Consider the following 16959-nt stretch of genomic DNA (forward strand, 5'->3'; position numbering starts at 1 on the left):
TGTCGCAATCCACACCAGGCCAGAAGGCCCTCACCCATTTCAAGATCGGTCAGCCGTGAGCCCTGTCACCGTCCACAACCTCCCGGGACAGAACAACTAGCCCCATCCGGGGCGGCTACTTCCTGCCGGGTGTCCAGTTCATGCCCCACCCGTAGGCGTAGTCGACCGTGCGCTGGGGGCTGACGCCGCGCTCGGGGACGAGGTAGCGGGCCTCGCGCCGGACGATGAGGTCGCCGCCCTGGTTGGTGATCAGGGCGAGGGCGCAGACGGTGGAGGGGACGGTGCACTCGTCGAGGGAGAAGTCGACGGGCGCCCCGTGCTGGGGCTGGAGCGTGACCGTGGCATGGAGGTCGGCGAAGGAGCGGGCGCCCTCGTAGATGGTCACGAAGATGAGGATGCGCCGGAAGGCGTTCTTGTGGTCGAGGTTGATGGTGAGGTTCTCACCGCTCGTGACGGCGCCGGTCCGGTCGTCGCCGTCGAGGTGGATGAACGGGGGCCGGTGCAGCGCCCCGAAGGCGTTGCCGAGCGCCTGGACGACGCCCTTGCTGCCGTCGGACAGTTCGAACAGGGCGCACAGGTCGAGGTCGAGGTCCGCGTGCATGGCGACGGCCCGGCCCAGTTTGCTGCCCCAGCCGGTGAACTGCTTGCGCACCTCCCAGTTGAGGTTGACGCGCATGGCGCCGGAGGTTCCGCCCTGCTTGGTCAGCGAGACCGCCGGCGTCTCCTTGGTGAGCGTGACCTTGGTGAGGCGCACGGGAGCGGGTGGCGTCGCGGGCGGGGCCGGGGGCGCGGGCAGCACCGGAGGTGGCACGGTGACGGGCGGGGACACCGGCGTCGGAGGGGAGACGGGCGCCGGAGGTGATACGGGCGCCTGCGGAGCCGCGGCGTGCTGGGGTTCGTCCACGGTGATGCCGAAGTCGGTGGCGAGCCCTTCGAGCCCGCTGCTGTAGCCCTGGCCGACGGCACGGAACTTCCAGGCGCCCTGCCGGCGGTAGAACTCACCGAGCACGAAGGCCGTCTCGACACCGGCGTCGGCGCTGTCGAAGCGCGCGACCTCGGTGCCCGCCCGCTCGTCGAGCACGCGAATGTACAGACCGGGCACCTGCCCGAAGGTTCCGCCGTCGGCCGACGCGGCGAGGACCACGGTCTCGACGGCGGGCTCCACGCGCGCGAGGTCGACGTGCAGCGAGTCGGTCACCTGTCCGCCGGTGTCCCGTTTGCCCTCGTGCCGGACGGCGCCGGAGGAGTGCGCGGGCTGGTTGTAGAAGACGAAGTCCGCGTCGGAGCGGACCTTTCCACCAGCCAGCAGCAGCGCCGAGGCGTCGGCGTCCGGCACGCCGGGGCCGGAACGCCAGCCCAATTCCACGCGTAGTGCGGTCGTCGGCACCGCGACGTTCGATCCTTTCGGCATTGACATGTCCGCCCCCATCAGAAGGTCACCCCGGAGGGTCATCGCCAGGCCGCGTCCCACGCAGTCCGCCCGAACCGTCCGGCCCGCTTGTCGGCGCCAAACCTATTCCCCCGGCGCCCGAACCCCCAGAAGCCGTAGCGAAAGATCAGTGGCCAACCTCCGGTAACCCGCTCGAAAGTCGGCCTTTACACGATCGCAGTGCTTTTCGCTGCCCTTTTTCGCCGAGTTCGCTCGCATTGGGGATCCAGCGTCACTGCCGACACGGAAAACAACCCTCTTATCGGTCTCCCCAACCAGCACATCGTGGGCTTAACTTATGTGCCATGACCTCCCCCCGCTCCACCTACGGCGGCGGTTACTACTCCGCCTCGTCCTTCGCGGACACCCCGATCTACGACTCCCTCGTTGCCGAGCGGGGAACCCCTCAGATCGCGCCGATCCGAGTCCCCGCCGCCTACGACACGCCGGGCAGCAATCTGCCCGCGCTCCCGTCGGCGCTCCCCGCGCTGCCGGCGGGCCCCTCCCACCCCTCCCCCGCCTACGGCTATCCGCAGGCCCAGCAGCCGTCGCCGCTGCAGCAGGCGCCGACCGCGTACATCCCGCAGCAGGCGGCGGGTCCGCGTGGTTACCCCGGCGCCCAGCCTCCGCAGCAGCAGCGCCCGATGGGCGCCGGCACGGGATACGAGGCCATGCGCCCCGCCGCCCCGCGCCCGGCCCCCACGGCCCCGTACCAGCAGGATCCGTACAACGGCCAGCAGTACCGCGGGTACTGAGCCGGCTGGAACATTCCGCGTGGGGCTGTCACCGCCTTTTGGCAGGATGACCCCATGGGGAATCCGTCACTGCACTCGATCCACGTCCACCCGCTGAAGGCGGCCAGGGGCTTCGCCCCCGAGGAGGCCGTCGTGGAGCCCTGGGGTCTGGCGGGCGACCGCCGCTGGGTGCTGGTCGACGACTCGGGCAAGGTCATCACGCAACGTCAGCATCCGCGCATGGCGTTGGCCGCCGCCGGGCTGGAGCCCGGCGGCGGCCTCTTGCTGTCCGCGCCCGACTGTGAACCGCTCACCGTCCCCGTGCCCCAGCCCGATTCGACGACCACGGTGGAGATCTGGCGGGACAAGGTCGAGGCGGTCCCCGCCGACCCCGCCGCGCACGCCTGGTTCACCGCCTACCTGGGCGTCCCGGTACGCCTGGTCCACCTGGACGACCCCGCGACCCGCCGCCCCATCGACCCCGACTACGCCCGCCCCGGCGAGACGGTCAGCTTCGCCGACGGCTACCCCCTGTTGCTCACCACCCTCGCCTCGCTCGACGCGCTCAACTCGCTCATCGGCCGGGGCGACCACCCAGAGGAGGGCCCCCTGCCCATGAGCCGTTTCCGGCCGAACCTGGTGGTGGACGGCACACAGGCGTGGGCCGAGGACGACTGGCGGCGCGTCGCCGTCGGCGACGTCACCTTCCGGGTCGCCAAGATGTGCGGGCGATGCGTGGTGACCACCACCGACCAGGACACCGCCGAACGCGGCCGGGAACCGCTGCGCACCCTCGCACGGCACCGGCGGTTCGGCGACAAGCTGGCCTTCGGGCAGAACCTGGTTCCGGAATCCGGCGGCACGGTTCGGCTCGGCGATCCGGTGCGCGTGCTCGAATAGCCCCGCGCGTCAAGGGTGTTCACGCGTCGGGATCCAAGCGGACGTGTGGGAGTACCATCCACCTTGAAAATTCAACATCTGGATTCGGTTGACGGTCCGGGGAACACAGGCGGCCGGCCCAACCGTTGGGCCTCTGTGAGAAGTTCATGAGAAGGCCGGTCGAAGAGGTGATTTCGCTCTCTCTTCACCGGTACCGCACATGGGGGTCCCCGCTGGGGGTTATCACGGACGCGGAAGGGGGCGTGGGACAGTGCGGGCAATCGGCGGGCTGGGGGCGGTCGGCGGACTGTGGCGTTGGCGCCACAATCCCCTGCGCCGGACGACCGACCTCGTCGAGGCATGGGTGGCGTTCGCGGCCCTCCTGCTGATCGTCGTCGTCGCCCCGCTCGTCGGCGCCGTCGTCGGAACCACCGCACAGAGCTCCCTGCAGCAGTCCGTACGGGAACAGCGGGCGGCCCGGCACCTGGTGGCGGCCACCGTCGTCAGGAGAATCGCCGGCTCCCCCCTCGATCCCGACCCCGAGACGGCGACCTCCCGCGACCGGCACAGCCGCGTGGTCGCCGACTGGACCGGCCCGGACGGCACCGACCGGCACGGCACGGTCGTGGCCGGCCTCAAGGACCCGCAGCCCGGCGACCGCTTCGCGCTGTGGACGGACGCCCGGGGCCGCACGGTCGGCCGGCCGCTCGACAGCGCGACCGCGACGACGCACGCCGTACTGGCCGGATTCGGTTCGACGGTGCTGGCCGCGGGCCTCATCGAGGGCTGCAGACGGCTGATCGTCTGGCGCATGGTCCGCCACCGGTACGCGTGTTGGGACCAGGCATGGGACAAGGCGGGGCCGGACTGGGGCAGGACGGGCACGGGCAGCTGACGGCCTTGCGACTCCGGTCAACTCCTCCTGCCCGCGCACGCTACGGTGGACCGACCAGCCGAACTGTTCGGCATCGACCCGCGTTCCACGAGGTGGGGGCACAGCAACGCCATGGCACAGGGCACGGTCCAGGTGACGCACACCGGTACATCGCGGTGGCGGCGCCGCACGGGTGAGTACACATCGCTCGCCGCGGCCCTGGAGGCCGCGAGCGACGGCGATGTGCTCACCGTCGCTCCCGGTACGTACCGGGAGAACCTCGTCGTGCAGCGAGGGGTTACGCTGCGCGGCCCGGAGGGATCGCCCGGCTCCGTGCGGATCGCGCCCGTGGACGGGGTACCGCTGACGGTCTCCGCCTCGGCCGTGGTGCAGGACCTGCATGTGGAGGGCCAGGACGCGGCGGCGCCTGCGCTGCTCGTCGAGGACGGCACACCCGAGCTGATGGACCTCAGGATCGTGACCCGCTCCGCGGTCGGCATCGAGGTGCGCGGCAGCGCGCGCCCGACGGTGCGGCGGTGCACGGTCGACAACCCGGCCGGGATCGGTATCGCCGTGGTCGACGGCGGCGGCGGGGTGTTCGAGGAGTGCGAGGTCGTCGCGGCCGGGCAGGCCGGTGTCGCGGTGCGCGGCGGCGGCCATCCGCGGCTCGACCGGTGCCGGGTGCACCACGCCTCCGGCTCGGGCCTGACCGCGACCGGCGAGAACTCCGCGCTGGAAGCCGTCGGTTGCGAGATCTACGAGGTCCGGGGCAGCGGCGTCCAGATCACCGGGCGGGCCACCGCCCATCTCACCGACTGCGATGTGCACCGTACGACCGCGGACGGCGTCACGCTCGACACGGACGCCGTGCTCACCCTGGCGGACTGCCGCATCCACGACATCCCGGAAAACGCGGTGGATCTGCGCTCCCGCTCCGTGCTCACGCTGACCCGCACCACGGTGCGGCAGTTCGGGCGCAACGGGTTGTCGGTGTGGGACCCGGGCACCCGCGTGGACGCCAACCAGTGCGAGATCTTCGACAGCACGGGCGACTATCCGGCCGTCTGGGTCAGTGACGGGGCCACAGCGGTCCTGGAGTCCTGCCGGGTGCACGACGTACCGGACGCCCTGTTCGTCCTGGACCGGGGGTCGCGCGCGGACGTCGTGGACAGCGATCTGTCGCAGGTGCGCAACACGGCCGTGTCGGTGAGCGACGGCGCCACCGCACAGCTCGACGACTGCCGGATCCGGGACGCGGCGACGGGCGCCTGGTTCCGCGACCACGGCAGCGGCGGCACCCTCAACGGCTGCACCCTCGACGGCACCCAGACCGGCGTGATCGTCACCAAGGGCGCGGACCCCACCATTGAGCGCTGCACCGTCACCTCGCCCGCCGAGGCGGGCTTCTATGTCTCGGCCGAGGGCCGCGGCAGCTTCCTCGACTGCCGGGTGACCGGCAGCGGCGGCTACGGCTTCCACATCATCGACGGCTGCCGCGCGACGCTGCGCAAGTGCCGTACGGAGCGCTGCGCGCGCGGCGGTTACGAGTTCGCGGAGGGCGGCCCCGGCACCGCCGGCAGCGGGCCCGTGGTCGAGGACTGCACCAGCGACGAGAGCGGCGGCGTGCGGCCCCCGGTGGCGCACGAGACCGTCACCGAGACCGCGCCCCGCTCCCCCGGTCTGCTGGGCTCCATTCCGGGCCAGCGCACCACCGAACCGCAGCCGCCGGCGCTCACCACGCCCGCCACGGAGCCCGAACAGCCGGCCCGGACCTCCAAGGCCGTGCTGGGTGAACTGGACGCGCTGGTCGGTCTGGACAGCGTCAAGCGCGAGGTGCGCGCCCTCACGGACATGATCGAGGTGGGCCGCCGCCGCCAACAGGCCGGGCTCAAGGCCGCGTCGGTCAAGCGGCATCTGGTGTTCACCGGCTCCCCGGGGACCGGCAAGACCACCGTCGCCCGTCTCTACGGCGAGATCCTGGCCTCCCTCGGCGTCCTGGAGAAGGGCCACCTCGTCGAGGTGTCCCGCGTGGACCTCGTGGGCGAGCACATCGGATCGACCGCCATCCGCACCCAGGAGGCGTTCGAGCGGGCCCGTGGCGGGGTGCTGTTCATCGACGAGGCGTACGCGCTGTCTCCCGAGGACTCCGGGCGTGACTTCGGCAAGGAGGCCATCGACACACTGGTGAAGCTGATGGAGGACCACCGGGACGCGGTCGTGGTGATCGTCGCGGGCTACACGGCCGAGATGGAGCGCTTCCTCACCGTCAACCCCGGTGTGGCGTCCCGCTTCTCCCGCACGATCACCTTCGACGACTACATGCCGGAGGAGCTGCTGCGCATCGTGGAGCAGCAGGCGGAGGAGCACGAGTACCGGCTGGCGCCGGGCGCGGGCGAGGCGCTGCTGAAGTACTTCACGGCGCTCCCGAAGGGGCCCGCCTTCGGCAACGGCCGTACCGCGCGGCAGACCTTCGAGGCGATGGTGGAACGGCACGCGAGCCGGGTCGCCCAGGTCGACGAACCCAGCACCGACGACCTGACGTTGCTGTACGCGGAGGATCTGCCGGACCCGGCGTAGCGGAGCCCCGGCGCGTGGCGTGGTGCTGTCGGAGCGCGTCCCCCTGAGGTGAGCCCCAGGGGGAAAACCCCACCACCGGTGTGGTGCCGGCCGGATGGGGCCGGAGCGCTCCGGCCGACAGCATGATCCCCATGACGCATCGCACTCGACGAGCCCTGGTCCTCGCCCTGTCCGTCTCGGCCGCGGCCACCACGCTGACCGCCGTCGCCGGCCCGGCGGCCGGCGCGCCCCCCGCCCCGCCGACGCTCACCTGGCGCCCCTGCGCACAACCCACCGGCCCCGCCGGGCAGGAGTGCGCCACGCTGCCCGTACCGCTCGACTACCGGGACCCGGACGGCCCGCAGCTCGCCCTCGCCGTCTCCCGGCTGCGCAGTGAGCATCCCGAGGGACGGCGCGGCACCCTGCTGATGATCCCGGGCGGACCGGGCGGTTCGGGTGTCCGGCGTCTGGCCCAGCAGGGGCAGGCGCTGCGCGGGCAGCTCGGGGGCGCGTACGACATCGTCAGCCTGGACCCGCGTGGTGTGGGCGGCAGCACACGGGCGAGCTGCCGTCTCCCCGCCGAGGACCGGCACCTGGTGACGCTGCGGGCCTGGCCCGCGCCCGACGGCGGCATCGGCGAGAACGTCGCCCGGGCCCGGCGTACCGCCGAGGCGTGCGCGACGAACGGCGGGGCCGTGCTGCGCAGCCTCACCACCGCCAACGAGGTGCGCGACATCGACCGTTTCCGGTGGGCCCTGGGCGAGGAGCGGCTGTCGGCGTACGGGGTGTCGTACGGGACGTACGTGGGGGCCGTCTACGCGCAGAAATACCCGGAGCGGACCGATCGTTGGGTCCTGGACAGCAACGACGACCCTGATCCGCGCCGGGTCGCCCGGCGCTGGCTGGAGAACATGGCGCGGGGTGCGGAGGACCGGTTCCCGGACTTCGCCGCCTGGGCCGCCGACCCGGCCCGCGCGCCGGGGGGCCTGCGGCTCGCCGAGCGGCCGGAGGACGTTCGGCCGCTGTTCCTGTCCCTGGCGGCCGAACTGGACCGGACGCCACGGGAGACGACCACGCGGGGGGTGCCGCTCACGGGCAACAGGCTGCGCCAGGCCATGCAGCTCGCCCTCTACAACGACACGTCCTTCGACGATCTGGCCCTGCTGGTACGGCAGGCCGGTGACCCGAAGGCGACGCCGGTCCTGCCGCCCGATCTGGCCGGGCCGCTGAGCGACGAGGACGCGGCGGCCGTCATGGCGGTGATCTGCAACGACGTGCGCTGGCCGGCGTCGGTGCCGGCGCGCGAGCGGGCGGTGGCCGAGCACCGCGTCCGGTATCCGCTCACGGCCGGGATGCCGGTGAACATCACCCCGTGCTCCTTCTGGAAGGACCGGCCCGCCGAGAAGCCGACCCGGATCACCGACGACGGCCCTTCCAACATCCTGATGATCCAGAACCGGCGGGACCCGGCGACGCCCCACGTCGGCGCGTTGCGGATGCGGGCGGCCCTCGGTGACCGGGCGCGGCTCGTCACCGTGGAGCGCGGCGGTCACGGCGTCTACCTGGGAACGGGCAACGCGTGCGGCGACCGGACGGTGACCACGTTCCTGCTCACGGGTCAGCGGCCCGGGCGGGACGTGTCCTGCCCGGACGAATGATCCGGGCCCGGAATCGTGCCGTCGGCCGCCGTCGTGTGCCGGCCTTCGCGGGGGCCCGGTACGTCGGGGCCGATACGGGCCAGCAGCCGCTGCCGCTCGACGGCGAAGGCCGGGTCCGCCTGGTAGTCGGAGTGGCCGAGGATCGGGGCGGGCAGGGGGTGGCCGGCGGTGCGGCCGTACGCGAGGGGGTCCTTGAAGGGCTCGGCGTCCACCTCCGGCCCGCACCGGCCCGGCAGCCGTACTGGGCCGCCGATGGGGTCGGTGAGGCGGTACAGGTTGCGCCAGCAGTCGACCTCGCGGTGCAGGGAGACAAGGGACTCGGGGCCGAAGTGTGCCGGGAACCAGCGCCCGTACAGTCGCTCCAGGGGTGAGCCGTACGTCAGCAGCGCGACCCGGCTGCGGACCGACGGGGTCAGCTGCCAGGCGGCGGCCGCGGCGAGGACGCTGCCCTGGGAGTGTCCGGAGATGACCAGCCGTCCGCCCGTGGCCCGCGTCCAGGTGGCCATCCGCCAGGTGAGGTCGGGCACGGCGCGCTCGGCGTAGCAGGGCGGTGCGAAGGGGTGCGCGGCGCGCGGCCAGAAGGTGCCGACGTCCCAGAGGATGCCGATCGTGCGGCGTGCGGAGGCGTCCTTGTAGGCGCGGCGGCCCCAGGTGACGAAGAGCAGGACGCCGACGCCGATCAGCCAGGACCCGAGGGCCTGCGCGGTCTGGGCCGCTCCCGCCACGAAGGCGTAGGAGTCCCGTGCCGCCCGTGCCGGCGGCTGCCCCGTGGCGATCGCGCCGGCCAGGGCCGCGGCGCCGAGCAGGAGCGTCACGGTGGAGATGATGCCGATGACGCGGGGTGCGCGGTCGGTGAGGGCGGCCATGGCACGGGCGCGGGCGATCCGCCGGGTCCGGGCGGCGTCGCGGGGCTCGGGACCGTCGTCCGGGCCGCTGTCGCGCCGTCGTGCCGCGTCCCCCAGGCCGTACTCCTCCTCCACCGCCGCTGTCTCCTCGCGCCGCAGTACCCGGGTGCGGCGGGCCAGCCAGCCGAGCAGGGTCACCACCACCAGCAGCAGGGGCGGGATGACGGAGGCCTGCCAGGTGAGGAGGATCGGCGGCCCGGGGAGGGCGTCGCCGGTGCCGCCGAGCCAGTCGGCGACGCGCTGGGCGACTCCGGCGGACATGACACCGCCGAGGGCGCAGGCCAGCATCGCGACGGCGGGGCCGCCCAGGCCGTACAGCGCGGTCCGCGGGTCGGGGCGGGAGCGGTAGAGGACACGGGCGACCACGCCGAGACAGATGACGAGGACGCCCTGGACCAGGGTGATCCCGCCGAATGTCAGGTCACCCGGCAGCCTGCCCGCCGACCTCCAGCCGGGGCGTGACCAGCCGGCGTACACCACGGCGAGGGCGAACACGACGATCGAGACCGCGGGCAGGCCGCGTACCAGGTGGCCGTCGAGTTCCCGGTCCAGGCGCTTCTCGGAGCGGCCCCTGCGGCACACCACCCACACCACGACGACGGCGAGCAGGGCGAGTGTCGCGTTGAACATCCACCCCAGCAGTTCCAGGACGGCTGGGCCGCCCGGTCGGCGGTCCTCGCGGGCGGCGGACGTGCCGACGGCCGCGGCGACCGTCAGGAAACCGGCCGCCGTGTGGGCGGCACGGAGCCGGGCCACGAGGCGGCGCCCGTACCAGAAGCCGGGGCGGCCGAGCGCGACGGGCTCGGCATCGTCCTCGGCGGGGCGGCCGTCGGCGCGGTCGATGGGACGCTGCGATTCGTACTCGCTCCAGGTGCGGTGGGACAGGTACCACAGGAGCGCGGTCAGGGCGGCGGGCACCAGGGCGGCCAGGGCGAGGCGGCGGCCAGGGCTGCTCCACCAGCCCTGGCGGGAGAGATCGGGGGAGAGGAAGCCGAGCCAGGTGTGCGCCTCGGCGCACGCGCGTGTGCCCGCGCACTGCCAGGCGGTCAGGTCGAGGGCGACCTCGCAGGCCGCGGCCACGAGCAGCACGGTGAGGGTCAGGCCGGTGAGGCGCACCAGGAGGCCGTGGAGACGTATCGTCCGCCGTCTGTTCCGGGCGGTGGGGCGCATCCAGTGGGCGAGGTTGACGACCATGAACGGCAGCAGCAACAGCCACAGGGCGCGGGAGCCGTTCCCGGAGGTGAGGTTGCACCAGACGTAGGCCTCGGGCACGGGTCTGCCGCGGTGGTCGGCCGGGCGGGCCTCAGCGTCGGCGTCGTCGATGCGGCGGAAGACGGCCGCGGTGTCGTCGCCGGTGACGCGGACGGTGCGTGGGTCGTCGAGCATGCGTTCGGGGGTAGTGCCGCCTACGCCGTGGACGAGCAGTTCGAGGGCGGTGCCGTCGTCGGAACCGGGCCGGCCGGTGGCGCTCTGCCCGCCCGCCGTGGAATGTCCGGGATGTTCGCTGTGCTCGGCATGCTCCGTTGCACGATCCACTGGTCCGCTTCCCCCGTGATGCGCCGCAAGGCAGGTGTGATGTGCAGGCACAGATGATCGCCGCTGAGCGGTGCTCGTACACCTGTGGGCACCGAATCTCCCCGATCCGTGTGATAGTGACGGGCGCGAGAGGCCGATACGGGCTGCTCGCGCGCGTGGAGGTAGTGGCGCGACCAGTGGTGTGGCGTGCGAATATGGGACGTCCTCGGGACGGGGGGCGGGGGAATGTCCGTGTCGGAGGGGGTATGGGAGCGTGTCGGGCGTGATGGGGCGAAAGGACCGGAGCGAGCGTGAGTGAGAATCAGAACCTCCTCGCGGAGCAGCGGCGTGCCCTGATCCTCGACGAGGTGCGTCGCAGAGGCGGGGTGCGGGTCAACGAGCTGACCCGGAAGCTGGGCGTTTCGGACATGACGGTCCGCCGTGACCTGGACGCACTCGCCCGCCAGGGCGCCGTGGAGAAGGTGCACGGCGGCGCGGTGCCGGTGGCCGAGGCGAGTACGCACGAGCCTGGTTTCGAGGCGAAGTCCGGGCTGGAGCTGAGCGCCAAGGAGGACATCGCGCTGGCCGCCGCCGAGTTGGTGGCACCGGGTTCGGCGATCGCCCTGTCGGGTGGCACGACGACGTACGCGCTCGCGCACCGGCTCGTGGACGTGCCGGACCTCACCGTGGTCACGAACTCGGTGCGGGTCGCCGACGTCTTCCACGCCGCGCAGCGCACGACGGGCCCTCGGCAGGGGGCGGCGACGGTCGTACTCACCGGTGGGGTACGGACACCGTCCGACTCGCTCGTGGGGCCGGTGGCCGATCAGGCGATCGCGGCGCTCCACTTCGATGTGCTGTTCCTCGGTGTGCACGGGATATCGGTCGAGGCTGGGCTGTCCACGCCGAACCTGGCGGAGGCCGAGACCAACCGCCGGCTCGTGCAGTCGGCGCGGCGGGTCGTCGTGGTGGCCGACCACACGAAGTGGGGGACGGTCGGATTGAGTTCGTTCGCCGCGCTGGAGCAGGTGGACACGCTGGTGACGGACGCGGGGCTGGCCCCGCAGGCGCGGGCCGAGATCTCCGAGCACCTGCGGCGCCTGGTGGTGGCCGGGGAGGACGAGGACGGCGACCTCTGAGGACGCCGGTCACGGTCCCGTTGACGGCGTCGCTCCGGGACCGCAGGTCGGCTGCGGCGGTCGCGTCGCCCGCGTCACTGAGGGGGTGCTGCCCACACCCCGGTCTCCAGGAGGGACTCGATGGCCGTCGCGTACGGGGCGATGTCCAGGCCCTGCTCCCTCAGCCACTCGTCGGAGTAGTACTTGTCGAGGTAGCGGTCGCCGGGGTCGCACAGGAGGGTGACGACGCTGCCCTGCCGGCCCTCCGCGACCATCTCGGCGATGATCTTGAGGGCGCTCCACAGGCCCGTTCCGGTGGAGCCGCCGGCCCTGCGGCCGATGGCCTGTTCCAGGGCCCGTACGGCGGCGACACTGGCGGCGTCGGGGACCTTCATCATGCGGTCGATGGCGCCGGGGACGAAGCTGGGCTCCATACGGGGGCGGCCGATGCCCTCGATGCGGGAGCCGCAGTCGCAGGTGACGTCGGGGTCACCGGTGGTCCAGCCCTCGAAGAAGCAGGAGTTCTCGGGGTCGGCGACACAGATACGGGTGTCGTACTGCATGTAGTGGACGTAGCGCGCGATGGTCGCGGAGGTGCCGCCGGTGCCGGCGGTGGCGACGATCCAGGCGGGCTCGGGGAAGCGCTCCAACTCCAGTTGGCGGAAGACGGATTCGGCGATGTTGTTGTTGCCGCGCCAGTCCGTTGCCCGTTCGGCGTAGGTGAACTGGTCCATGTAGTGGCCGCCGGTCTCCACCGCGAGGCGGGCCGACTCCTCGTACATCTTCCGTGAGTCGTCCACGAAGTGACAGCGACCGCCATGGAACTCGATGAGGCGGATCTTCTCGGCGCTGGTCGTGCGTGGCATGACGGCGATGAAGGGGACGCCGATCAGTTTGGCGAAGTACGCCTCCGAGACGGCGGTGGAGCCGCTGGACGCCTCGATGACGGGGCGGCCCGGCCGGATCCATCCGTTGCACAGACCGTAGAGGAAGAGGGAACGGGCGAGGCGGTGCTTGAGGCTGCCGGTGGGGTGGGTCGACTCGTCCTTGAGATACAGGTCGATGCCCCATTGCTCGGGCAGCGGGAAGCGCAGCAGATGGGTGTCGGCGGAACGGTTGGCGTCGGCCTGGACACGGCGGACGGCTTCCTTGAGCCAGGTCCGGTACTGGGGGTCGCTGTGGTCGACGTCGAGGGTCGCGCCAGGGCGAGTGGTCTGGGGGGTGCTCACGGCGTGCTCCTCACAGGGTGCGCCGACGGCGTGTCGCGGCGTCGGACGTCCCGATGATAAACACCTTCCGCACGCTTCTCACCTGCATAAACATGCCTTTGAGCAACCCAAAGGCACTCCTGTGGCGGCAGTGCGCGGGGCGCATGGGGGGCGCATGCCGCGCGTGCGCCGGAACCCCGCCCCCGTCCCACCGTGCGCACTGGTGCTCCACGGCTGGGACGTGCAGACTTCACCGCACGGGCCTGGTCGGTTCCCTCGGGGGAGTGGCGCGGCGAAACGCGCCGTCCGGGCACACTGGATCACGGTCCCGTACGGATCACGACAGAGGACAGCCGAAGCGCATGAGGGGGCGGGGCACATGGCGGAGCCGGAGTTCACGGCCACGGGCGTGCGGATCGGGAAGAGGCTGCGGCAGCTCACCCGGGCGGGCCAGGTCAGGATCGAGGACGGCCGGCTTCAGTTGCTGACCAGTTACGGCAGCGAGATCGACAGCGCCCCGGTGCAGGCGGTGCGCGCCTCGAAGCCCTGGTTCGCCCACGAGGACCGGGCGTTGGCCGATGTCAACGGCACCCGCTACACCCTCACTCTGAACGAGCACGACCCGGCTCCGGGGAAGCCCGGCCCGCCTTCGGCCCGGCGGTTCATCGAGGCGGTGCGCAAGGCGGCGGGGCGCAGCGGCTGACGGACCGCGAGTTGCGGGACCCAACCCCCTGGGTCACGCTGGTCTCACGTAACTCTGGGTTTACCGGCGATAACGCTGCGAACCAGCCCGCCGGCCACGACAGCGGGCGGCGATCGGTACGCAGCCACCCCACGAGCAGACGGCAGCCCCAGGCGGCCGTCCACCAGGCGGCAGTCGTAGGCGGCCGCCCCACAGCAGGCGGCGTTCTTCGCCCAGCCACCTCGCTGGATCCGTACTCCGATCTTCCGGACTCACATCGGGGAGTCGCAGCCGTGATCAGCCAGCAAAGCAGGCACTGCACGGTGGAGCTCCAAGCCCTGCCGTCGCGGATCGGCCAGGTCCGCAGAATCGTATCTGCGCAATTGCGCTACTGGCATCTGGATCCCTTGATAGAGCGGGCCGCGCTCGGTGTGACCGAGCTGCTGTCCAATGTCCACCGGCACGCGGAGCCGGACAAGTTGTGCACCGTGGAGATGGAGTTGCTCCTCGGCCGGCTCACGGTCTCGGTGCAGGACAACGACCCCCGCCTCCCGGTCGTCCAGGACGCGGAGCTCTTCGCCACCAGTGGACGTGGGCTCGCGATGGTCGCCGCGGTGAGTGAGAGCTGGGGTGTCCGGCCGCACGGCGAGTCGGGGAAGGTCGTGTGGTTCACGCTGCCGGTCTCCTCTGCCGCGGTGCCGAAGATCTCGCCGTACGACGTCGGGCAGCCCCAGCCGCAACTGCAGCCGTGCGACACCGGTCGTCGGCCCGCCGCGCTCGGGCGCAGGCCCGAACACGCTCCCGCCCGGTCCGCCGTCGCAGGCTGACCGGGCGGTGACCCCTCTCCTCGTACGGCACGTCCGTGCGTCGGTCGGTGGCCCCGGCCTGTGACTCACTCGCCCTTGCCCGACCGTCCGAACTGCTCGTCCAGGACGGACAGTCGGCGCCAGTACTCGTCCTCGTCGATCTCGCCGGAGGCGAAACGGCGGCCGAGCAACGCGATCGGTGAGTCACTGGAAGGGCGGCGGTCGCCGTACGGGGCGAAGCCGGCCGCCATCGGCCGCCAGGGGACTCGGCGTCCGCGCCAGACGGTGCGGCGCAACAGGGTGACGGCCGCTACGAGGACCGCCGCCCAGATCAGGGGGAAGAGGAGGACCCAGGGGCCGGGGCCGCCGCCGTTCCAGTGCGCGAGGGTCTGCATCTCGAACTCATCTCCTTGGACCACGTCTTCTGCCGATGAGTCGAGCCTCGCGCGGGCAGGGGGTGCAGGTCGTCGTACGGGCGGCGGCAGTGGGTGTACCGCCCGCGGAGTACGGCGGTACGGGACACCGAGGTTGGTCTCGGCGGGCATGCGGGAGGCCCCGCCCCGCCGCTCCACCGGGTCCGCTCAGGTCAGGGCTGCCAGGGGGTCGTCCAGGACCGGTTGCCAGGCCAGTTCGGCAGCGCCCACCAGGCTGTTGTGGTCCAGAGTGCACGGGAGGACGGGAACCACTCCGCTCCGGCGGCCCCAGAGACTGCGGTCGGCGACGACGGTGCGCAGACGGTCGGGATCGGTGTCGAGGAGCGTGCGGTGCAGGCCGCCGAGGATGATGCGGTCGGGGTTGAGGATGTTGACCAGGCCGGCGAGGCCCAGGCCCAGCCGGTCGATGAGGGACTCGGTGGCGGCCCGGACCGCCGGGTCGGCGTACTCGGTGCGAATCAGGTCGTTGGCCTGCTGGAGGAGGGAGACCACGGGTCCGGGGTCGCGGCCGGCCGCGGTGAGGAAGGCCAGCGGGTCGGCCTCGACGTCCAGGCAGCCGCGGCTGCCGCAGTGGCAGGGACGGCCCTCGGGGTTGACGGTGAGGTGACCGACCTCCAGGGCGAGGCCGGAACTGCCGGTGTGCAGGCGGCCGTCGAGGACCAGCGCACCGCCGACGCCCCGGTGCCCGGTTGCGACGCAGAGGAGATGGCGGGCGCCCCTGCCCGCGCCGTGGCGGTGTTCGGCCAGCGCGGCGAGGTTGACGTCGTTGGCCGCGAAGGCGGGGCCCTCGATGCCGGCCGCCCGTACCCGTTCCGAGAAGATCTCGCGGACCGGGGCGCCGGCCGGCCAGGCCAGGTGGAGGGGGTTGAGCGCCAGACCCGCCGGTTCGGCCATGGCGGACGGTACGGCGAGGCCCGCGCCCACGCATCGCCGGCCGGTCTCGCGGAGCAGGTCCGCGCCCGCCTCGACGACCGACCCGAGCACCTTCGCCGGGTCCGCGTCGACGGTCTCGCAGCCGGGGGCGGTCGCGACGATCCGGCCGCCGAGTCCCACCAGGGCGGCCCGCCATCCGTCGGCGTGCACCTGGGCGGCGAGCGCGACGGGGCCTTCCTCGGCGACCTCCAGACGGTGCGAGGGGCGGCCCTGGGAACCGGCGGCGGCGCCCGGGTGCGCGTCGACCCGGATCAGTCCCAGCGCCTCCAGTTCGGCGGCCACGGCACCCGCCGTGGCCCTGGTGACGCCGAGCTCGGCGGTGAGCACGGCCCTCGTCGGTGCCCGCCCGGTGTGCACGAGTTCGAGCGCCGGACCCAGCGCCCCCCTCCCCCGGTCCAGCCGAGTCCGAGTCGTCGTCGGTGTCCCTTCGCCCGCCGCCTTGGGGGCCGCCTTGCCGTCCATGAGGGCGAGTCTCCCATGATCCGTACCGGTGCGGGTCCCGCCGAGTCGACCTCAGCCACCGCCGAAGCCGCTCACCCGGAGGGTGATGTTGAGCCGCCCGGCCAGGCCCAGCACGGGCGGCGCCGTCCCCGGGTACACGCGGGGCACCCCGTGGTACGCCTGCCGGGACGGACCACCGAACACGAAGAGATCACCGCTGCGCAGCTCCACGTCCGTGTACGGCCGTGCCCGCGACTCCCGGTTTCCGAAGCGGAAGACACAGGTGTCGCCGAGGCTCAGCGACACGACCGGCGCGTCCGACTGCTCGTCGCTGTCGCGGTGCATGCCCATCCGGGCGTCCGCGTCGTAGAAGTTGATCAGGGCGATGTCGTACGGGTCCGCCGCCCTGCCGGGGTTCCCCGCCCGGGTGGTGCCGAAGGCGTCCGCGACCGCGCGTCGCGCCAGGTCGTCCAGCCAGTCCGGGAACGGCTTCACGGGGGCGCCGTCGCCGTCGACCACCGTGCGGGCGTAGCCGTACGGGTACCAGTGGTGGCCGAGGCAGACCTGGCGTGCGGTCATCGTGCCGCCGCCGGGGGTGTGGACCGTGCGGAGGCCCGCGGGTGGGCGGGCCCACTCGCGGCAGGCCGCCAGCAGCCGCCGCTGGCGCTCCATGCCCAGCCAGTCCGGGACGTGGACCGCGCCCGGCGCGATCTCCGTAGGGCCGCGGGGGAACAGCTCGGCGTCCATGGGTCCATCATCACGCACCCCGCTCGGGACACGGCCTGAG

At 72.5% G+C, this 16959-nt stretch carries 14 protein-coding genes; 8 read left to right on the plus strand and 6 right to left on the minus strand.

What is annotated here, in order from left to right:
• Positions 1 to 115 precede the first annotated feature (115 nt).
• Positions 116 to 1417: a TerD family protein gene (locus ACZ43N_RS40285; protein ID WP_468104493.1), complete on the minus strand. Its 1302-nt coding sequence runs from the start codon at positions 1415 to 1417 to the stop codon at positions 116 to 118.
• Positions 1418 to 1734: 317 nt separating this feature from the next.
• Here ACZ43N_RS40285 and ACZ43N_RS40290 point away from each other — a divergent pair, with 317 nt between their 5' ends.
• The 5 genes from ACZ43N_RS40290 to ACZ43N_RS40310 all read left to right on the plus strand — a co-directional run bounded on the left by ACZ43N_RS40290 (position 1735) and on the right by ACZ43N_RS40310 (position 8130).
• Positions 1735 to 2184: a DUF6643 family protein gene (locus tag ACZ43N_RS40290; RefSeq protein WP_468104495.1), complete on the plus strand. Its 450-nt coding sequence runs from the start codon at positions 1735 to 1737 to the stop codon at positions 2182 to 2184.
• A gap of 54 nt (positions 2185 to 2238) precedes the next feature.
• On the plus strand, positions 2239 to 3063 hold the full coding sequence (locus ACZ43N_RS40295; RefSeq protein WP_468104496.1) for an MOSC domain-containing protein: 825 nt from the start codon (positions 2239 to 2241) through the stop codon (positions 3061 to 3063).
• A gap of 250 nt (positions 3064 to 3313) precedes the next feature.
• Positions 3314 to 3937: an Rv1733c family protein gene (locus ACZ43N_RS40300; protein WP_468104497.1), complete on the plus strand. Its 624-nt coding sequence runs from the start codon at positions 3314 to 3316 to the stop codon at positions 3935 to 3937.
• A gap of 111 nt (positions 3938 to 4048) precedes the next feature.
• Positions 4049 to 6493, plus strand: coding sequence for a right-handed parallel beta-helix repeat-containing protein (locus tag ACZ43N_RS40305; RefSeq protein ID WP_468104499.1), 2445 nt, complete (start codon positions 4049 to 4051; stop codon positions 6491 to 6493).
• A gap of 131 nt (positions 6494 to 6624) precedes the next feature.
• Positions 6625 to 8130 carry an alpha/beta hydrolase gene (locus ACZ43N_RS40310; RefSeq protein WP_468104500.1) on the plus strand — a complete coding sequence of 502 codons (1506 nt, stop codon included), beginning with the start codon at positions 6625 to 6627 and terminating at the stop codon, positions 8128 to 8130.
• Here the strand turns inward: ACZ43N_RS40310 and ACZ43N_RS40315 are convergent.
• A complete protein-coding gene (locus tag ACZ43N_RS40315; protein ID WP_468104502.1) occupies positions 8091 to 10571 on the minus strand; it encodes a hypothetical protein in 2481 nt (826 codons plus the stop codon). The two genes, ACZ43N_RS40310 and ACZ43N_RS40315, sit on opposite strands and share 40 nt — an antisense overlap.
• Before the next feature lie 290 nt (positions 10572 to 10861).
• On the opposite strand from ACZ43N_RS40315, the gene ACZ43N_RS40320 reads away from it, so the two are divergent.
• A complete protein-coding gene (locus tag ACZ43N_RS40320) occupies positions 10862 to 11689 on the plus strand; it encodes a DeoR/GlpR family DNA-binding transcription regulator (protein WP_468104504.1) in 828 nt (275 codons plus the stop codon).
• 74 nt (positions 11690 to 11763) lie between these two features.
• On the opposite strand, the gene cds1 is transcribed toward ACZ43N_RS40320, so the two are convergent.
• Positions 11764 to 12897, minus strand: a complete 1134-nt coding sequence (gene cds1 / locus ACZ43N_RS40325; protein ID WP_468104506.1) for an L-cysteine desulfhydrase Cds1 — start codon at positions 12895 to 12897, stop codon at positions 11764 to 11766.
• A gap of 358 nt (positions 12898 to 13255) precedes the next feature.
• On the opposite strand from cds1, the gene ACZ43N_RS40330 reads away from it, so the two are divergent.
• Both ACZ43N_RS40330 and ACZ43N_RS40335 read left to right on the plus strand, forming a co-directional pair.
• A complete protein-coding gene (locus tag ACZ43N_RS40330; RefSeq protein ID WP_468104508.1) occupies positions 13256 to 13579 on the plus strand; it encodes a hypothetical protein in 324 nt (107 codons plus the stop codon).
• A 272-nt stretch (positions 13580 to 13851) separates the two neighbouring features.
• Positions 13852 to 14385 (plus strand): ATP-binding protein, encoded by a 534-nt coding sequence (locus ACZ43N_RS40335; RefSeq protein WP_468104509.1) that lies wholly within the window; start codon positions 13852 to 13854, stop codon positions 14383 to 14385.
• A gap of 65 nt (positions 14386 to 14450) precedes the next feature.
• Here ACZ43N_RS40335 and ACZ43N_RS40340 read toward each other — a convergent pair whose 3' ends face one another.
• The 3 genes from ACZ43N_RS40340 to ACZ43N_RS40350 all read right to left on the minus strand — a co-directional run bounded on the left by ACZ43N_RS40340 (position 14451) and on the right by ACZ43N_RS40350 (position 16919).
• Positions 14451 to 14759 carry an SHOCT domain-containing protein gene (locus ACZ43N_RS40340; protein ID WP_468104511.1) on the minus strand — a complete coding sequence of 103 codons (309 nt, stop codon included), beginning with the start codon at positions 14757 to 14759 and terminating at the stop codon, positions 14451 to 14453.
• A gap of 186 nt (positions 14760 to 14945) precedes the next feature.
• Complete coding sequence (locus ACZ43N_RS40345; RefSeq protein WP_468104512.1) at positions 14946 to 16193, minus strand: ROK family protein; 1248 nt, start codon at positions 16191 to 16193, stop codon at positions 14946 to 14948.
• Positions 16194 to 16244: 51 nt separating this feature from the next.
• Entirely contained in the window at positions 16245 to 16919 is a 675-nt protein-coding gene (locus ACZ43N_RS40350) for an alpha-ketoglutarate-dependent dioxygenase AlkB family protein (RefSeq protein ID WP_468104514.1), read from the minus strand.
• Positions 16920 to 16959 lie beyond the last annotated feature (40 nt).

Source organism: Streptomyces sp. NPDC030814 (genome assembly GCF_055572155.1).

Coding starts and splice junctions, on each gene's coding strand:
- ACZ43N_RS40305 (WP_468104499.1), top strand. CDS start 4,049: ATGGCACAGGGCACGGTCCAGGTGACGCACACCGGTACATCGCGGTGG.
- ACZ43N_RS40340 (WP_468104511.1), bottom strand. CDS start 14,759: ATGCAGACCCTCGCGCACTGGAACGGCGGCGGCCCCGGCCCCTGGGTC.
- ACZ43N_RS40350 (WP_468104514.1), bottom strand. CDS start 16,919: ATGGACGCCGAGCTGTTCCCCCGCGGCCCTACGGAGATCGCGCCGGGC.
- ACZ43N_RS40295 (WP_468104496.1), top strand. CDS start 2,239: ATGGGGAATCCGTCACTGCACTCGATCCACGTCCACCCGCTGAAGGCG.
- ACZ43N_RS40285 (WP_468104493.1), bottom strand. CDS start 1,417: ATGTCAATGCCGAAAGGATCGAACGTCGCGGTGCCGACGACCGCACTA.
- ACZ43N_RS40345 (WP_468104512.1), bottom strand. CDS start 16,193: ATGGACGGCAAGGCGGCCCCCAAGGCGGCGGGCGAAGGGACACCGACG.
- ACZ43N_RS40330 (WP_468104508.1), top strand. CDS start 13,256: ATGGCGGAGCCGGAGTTCACGGCCACGGGCGTGCGGATCGGGAAGAGG.
- ACZ43N_RS40290 (WP_468104495.1), top strand. CDS start 1,735: ATGACCTCCCCCCGCTCCACCTACGGCGGCGGTTACTACTCCGCCTCG.
- ACZ43N_RS40310 (WP_468104500.1), top strand. CDS start 6,625: ATGACGCATCGCACTCGACGAGCCCTGGTCCTCGCCCTGTCCGTCTCG.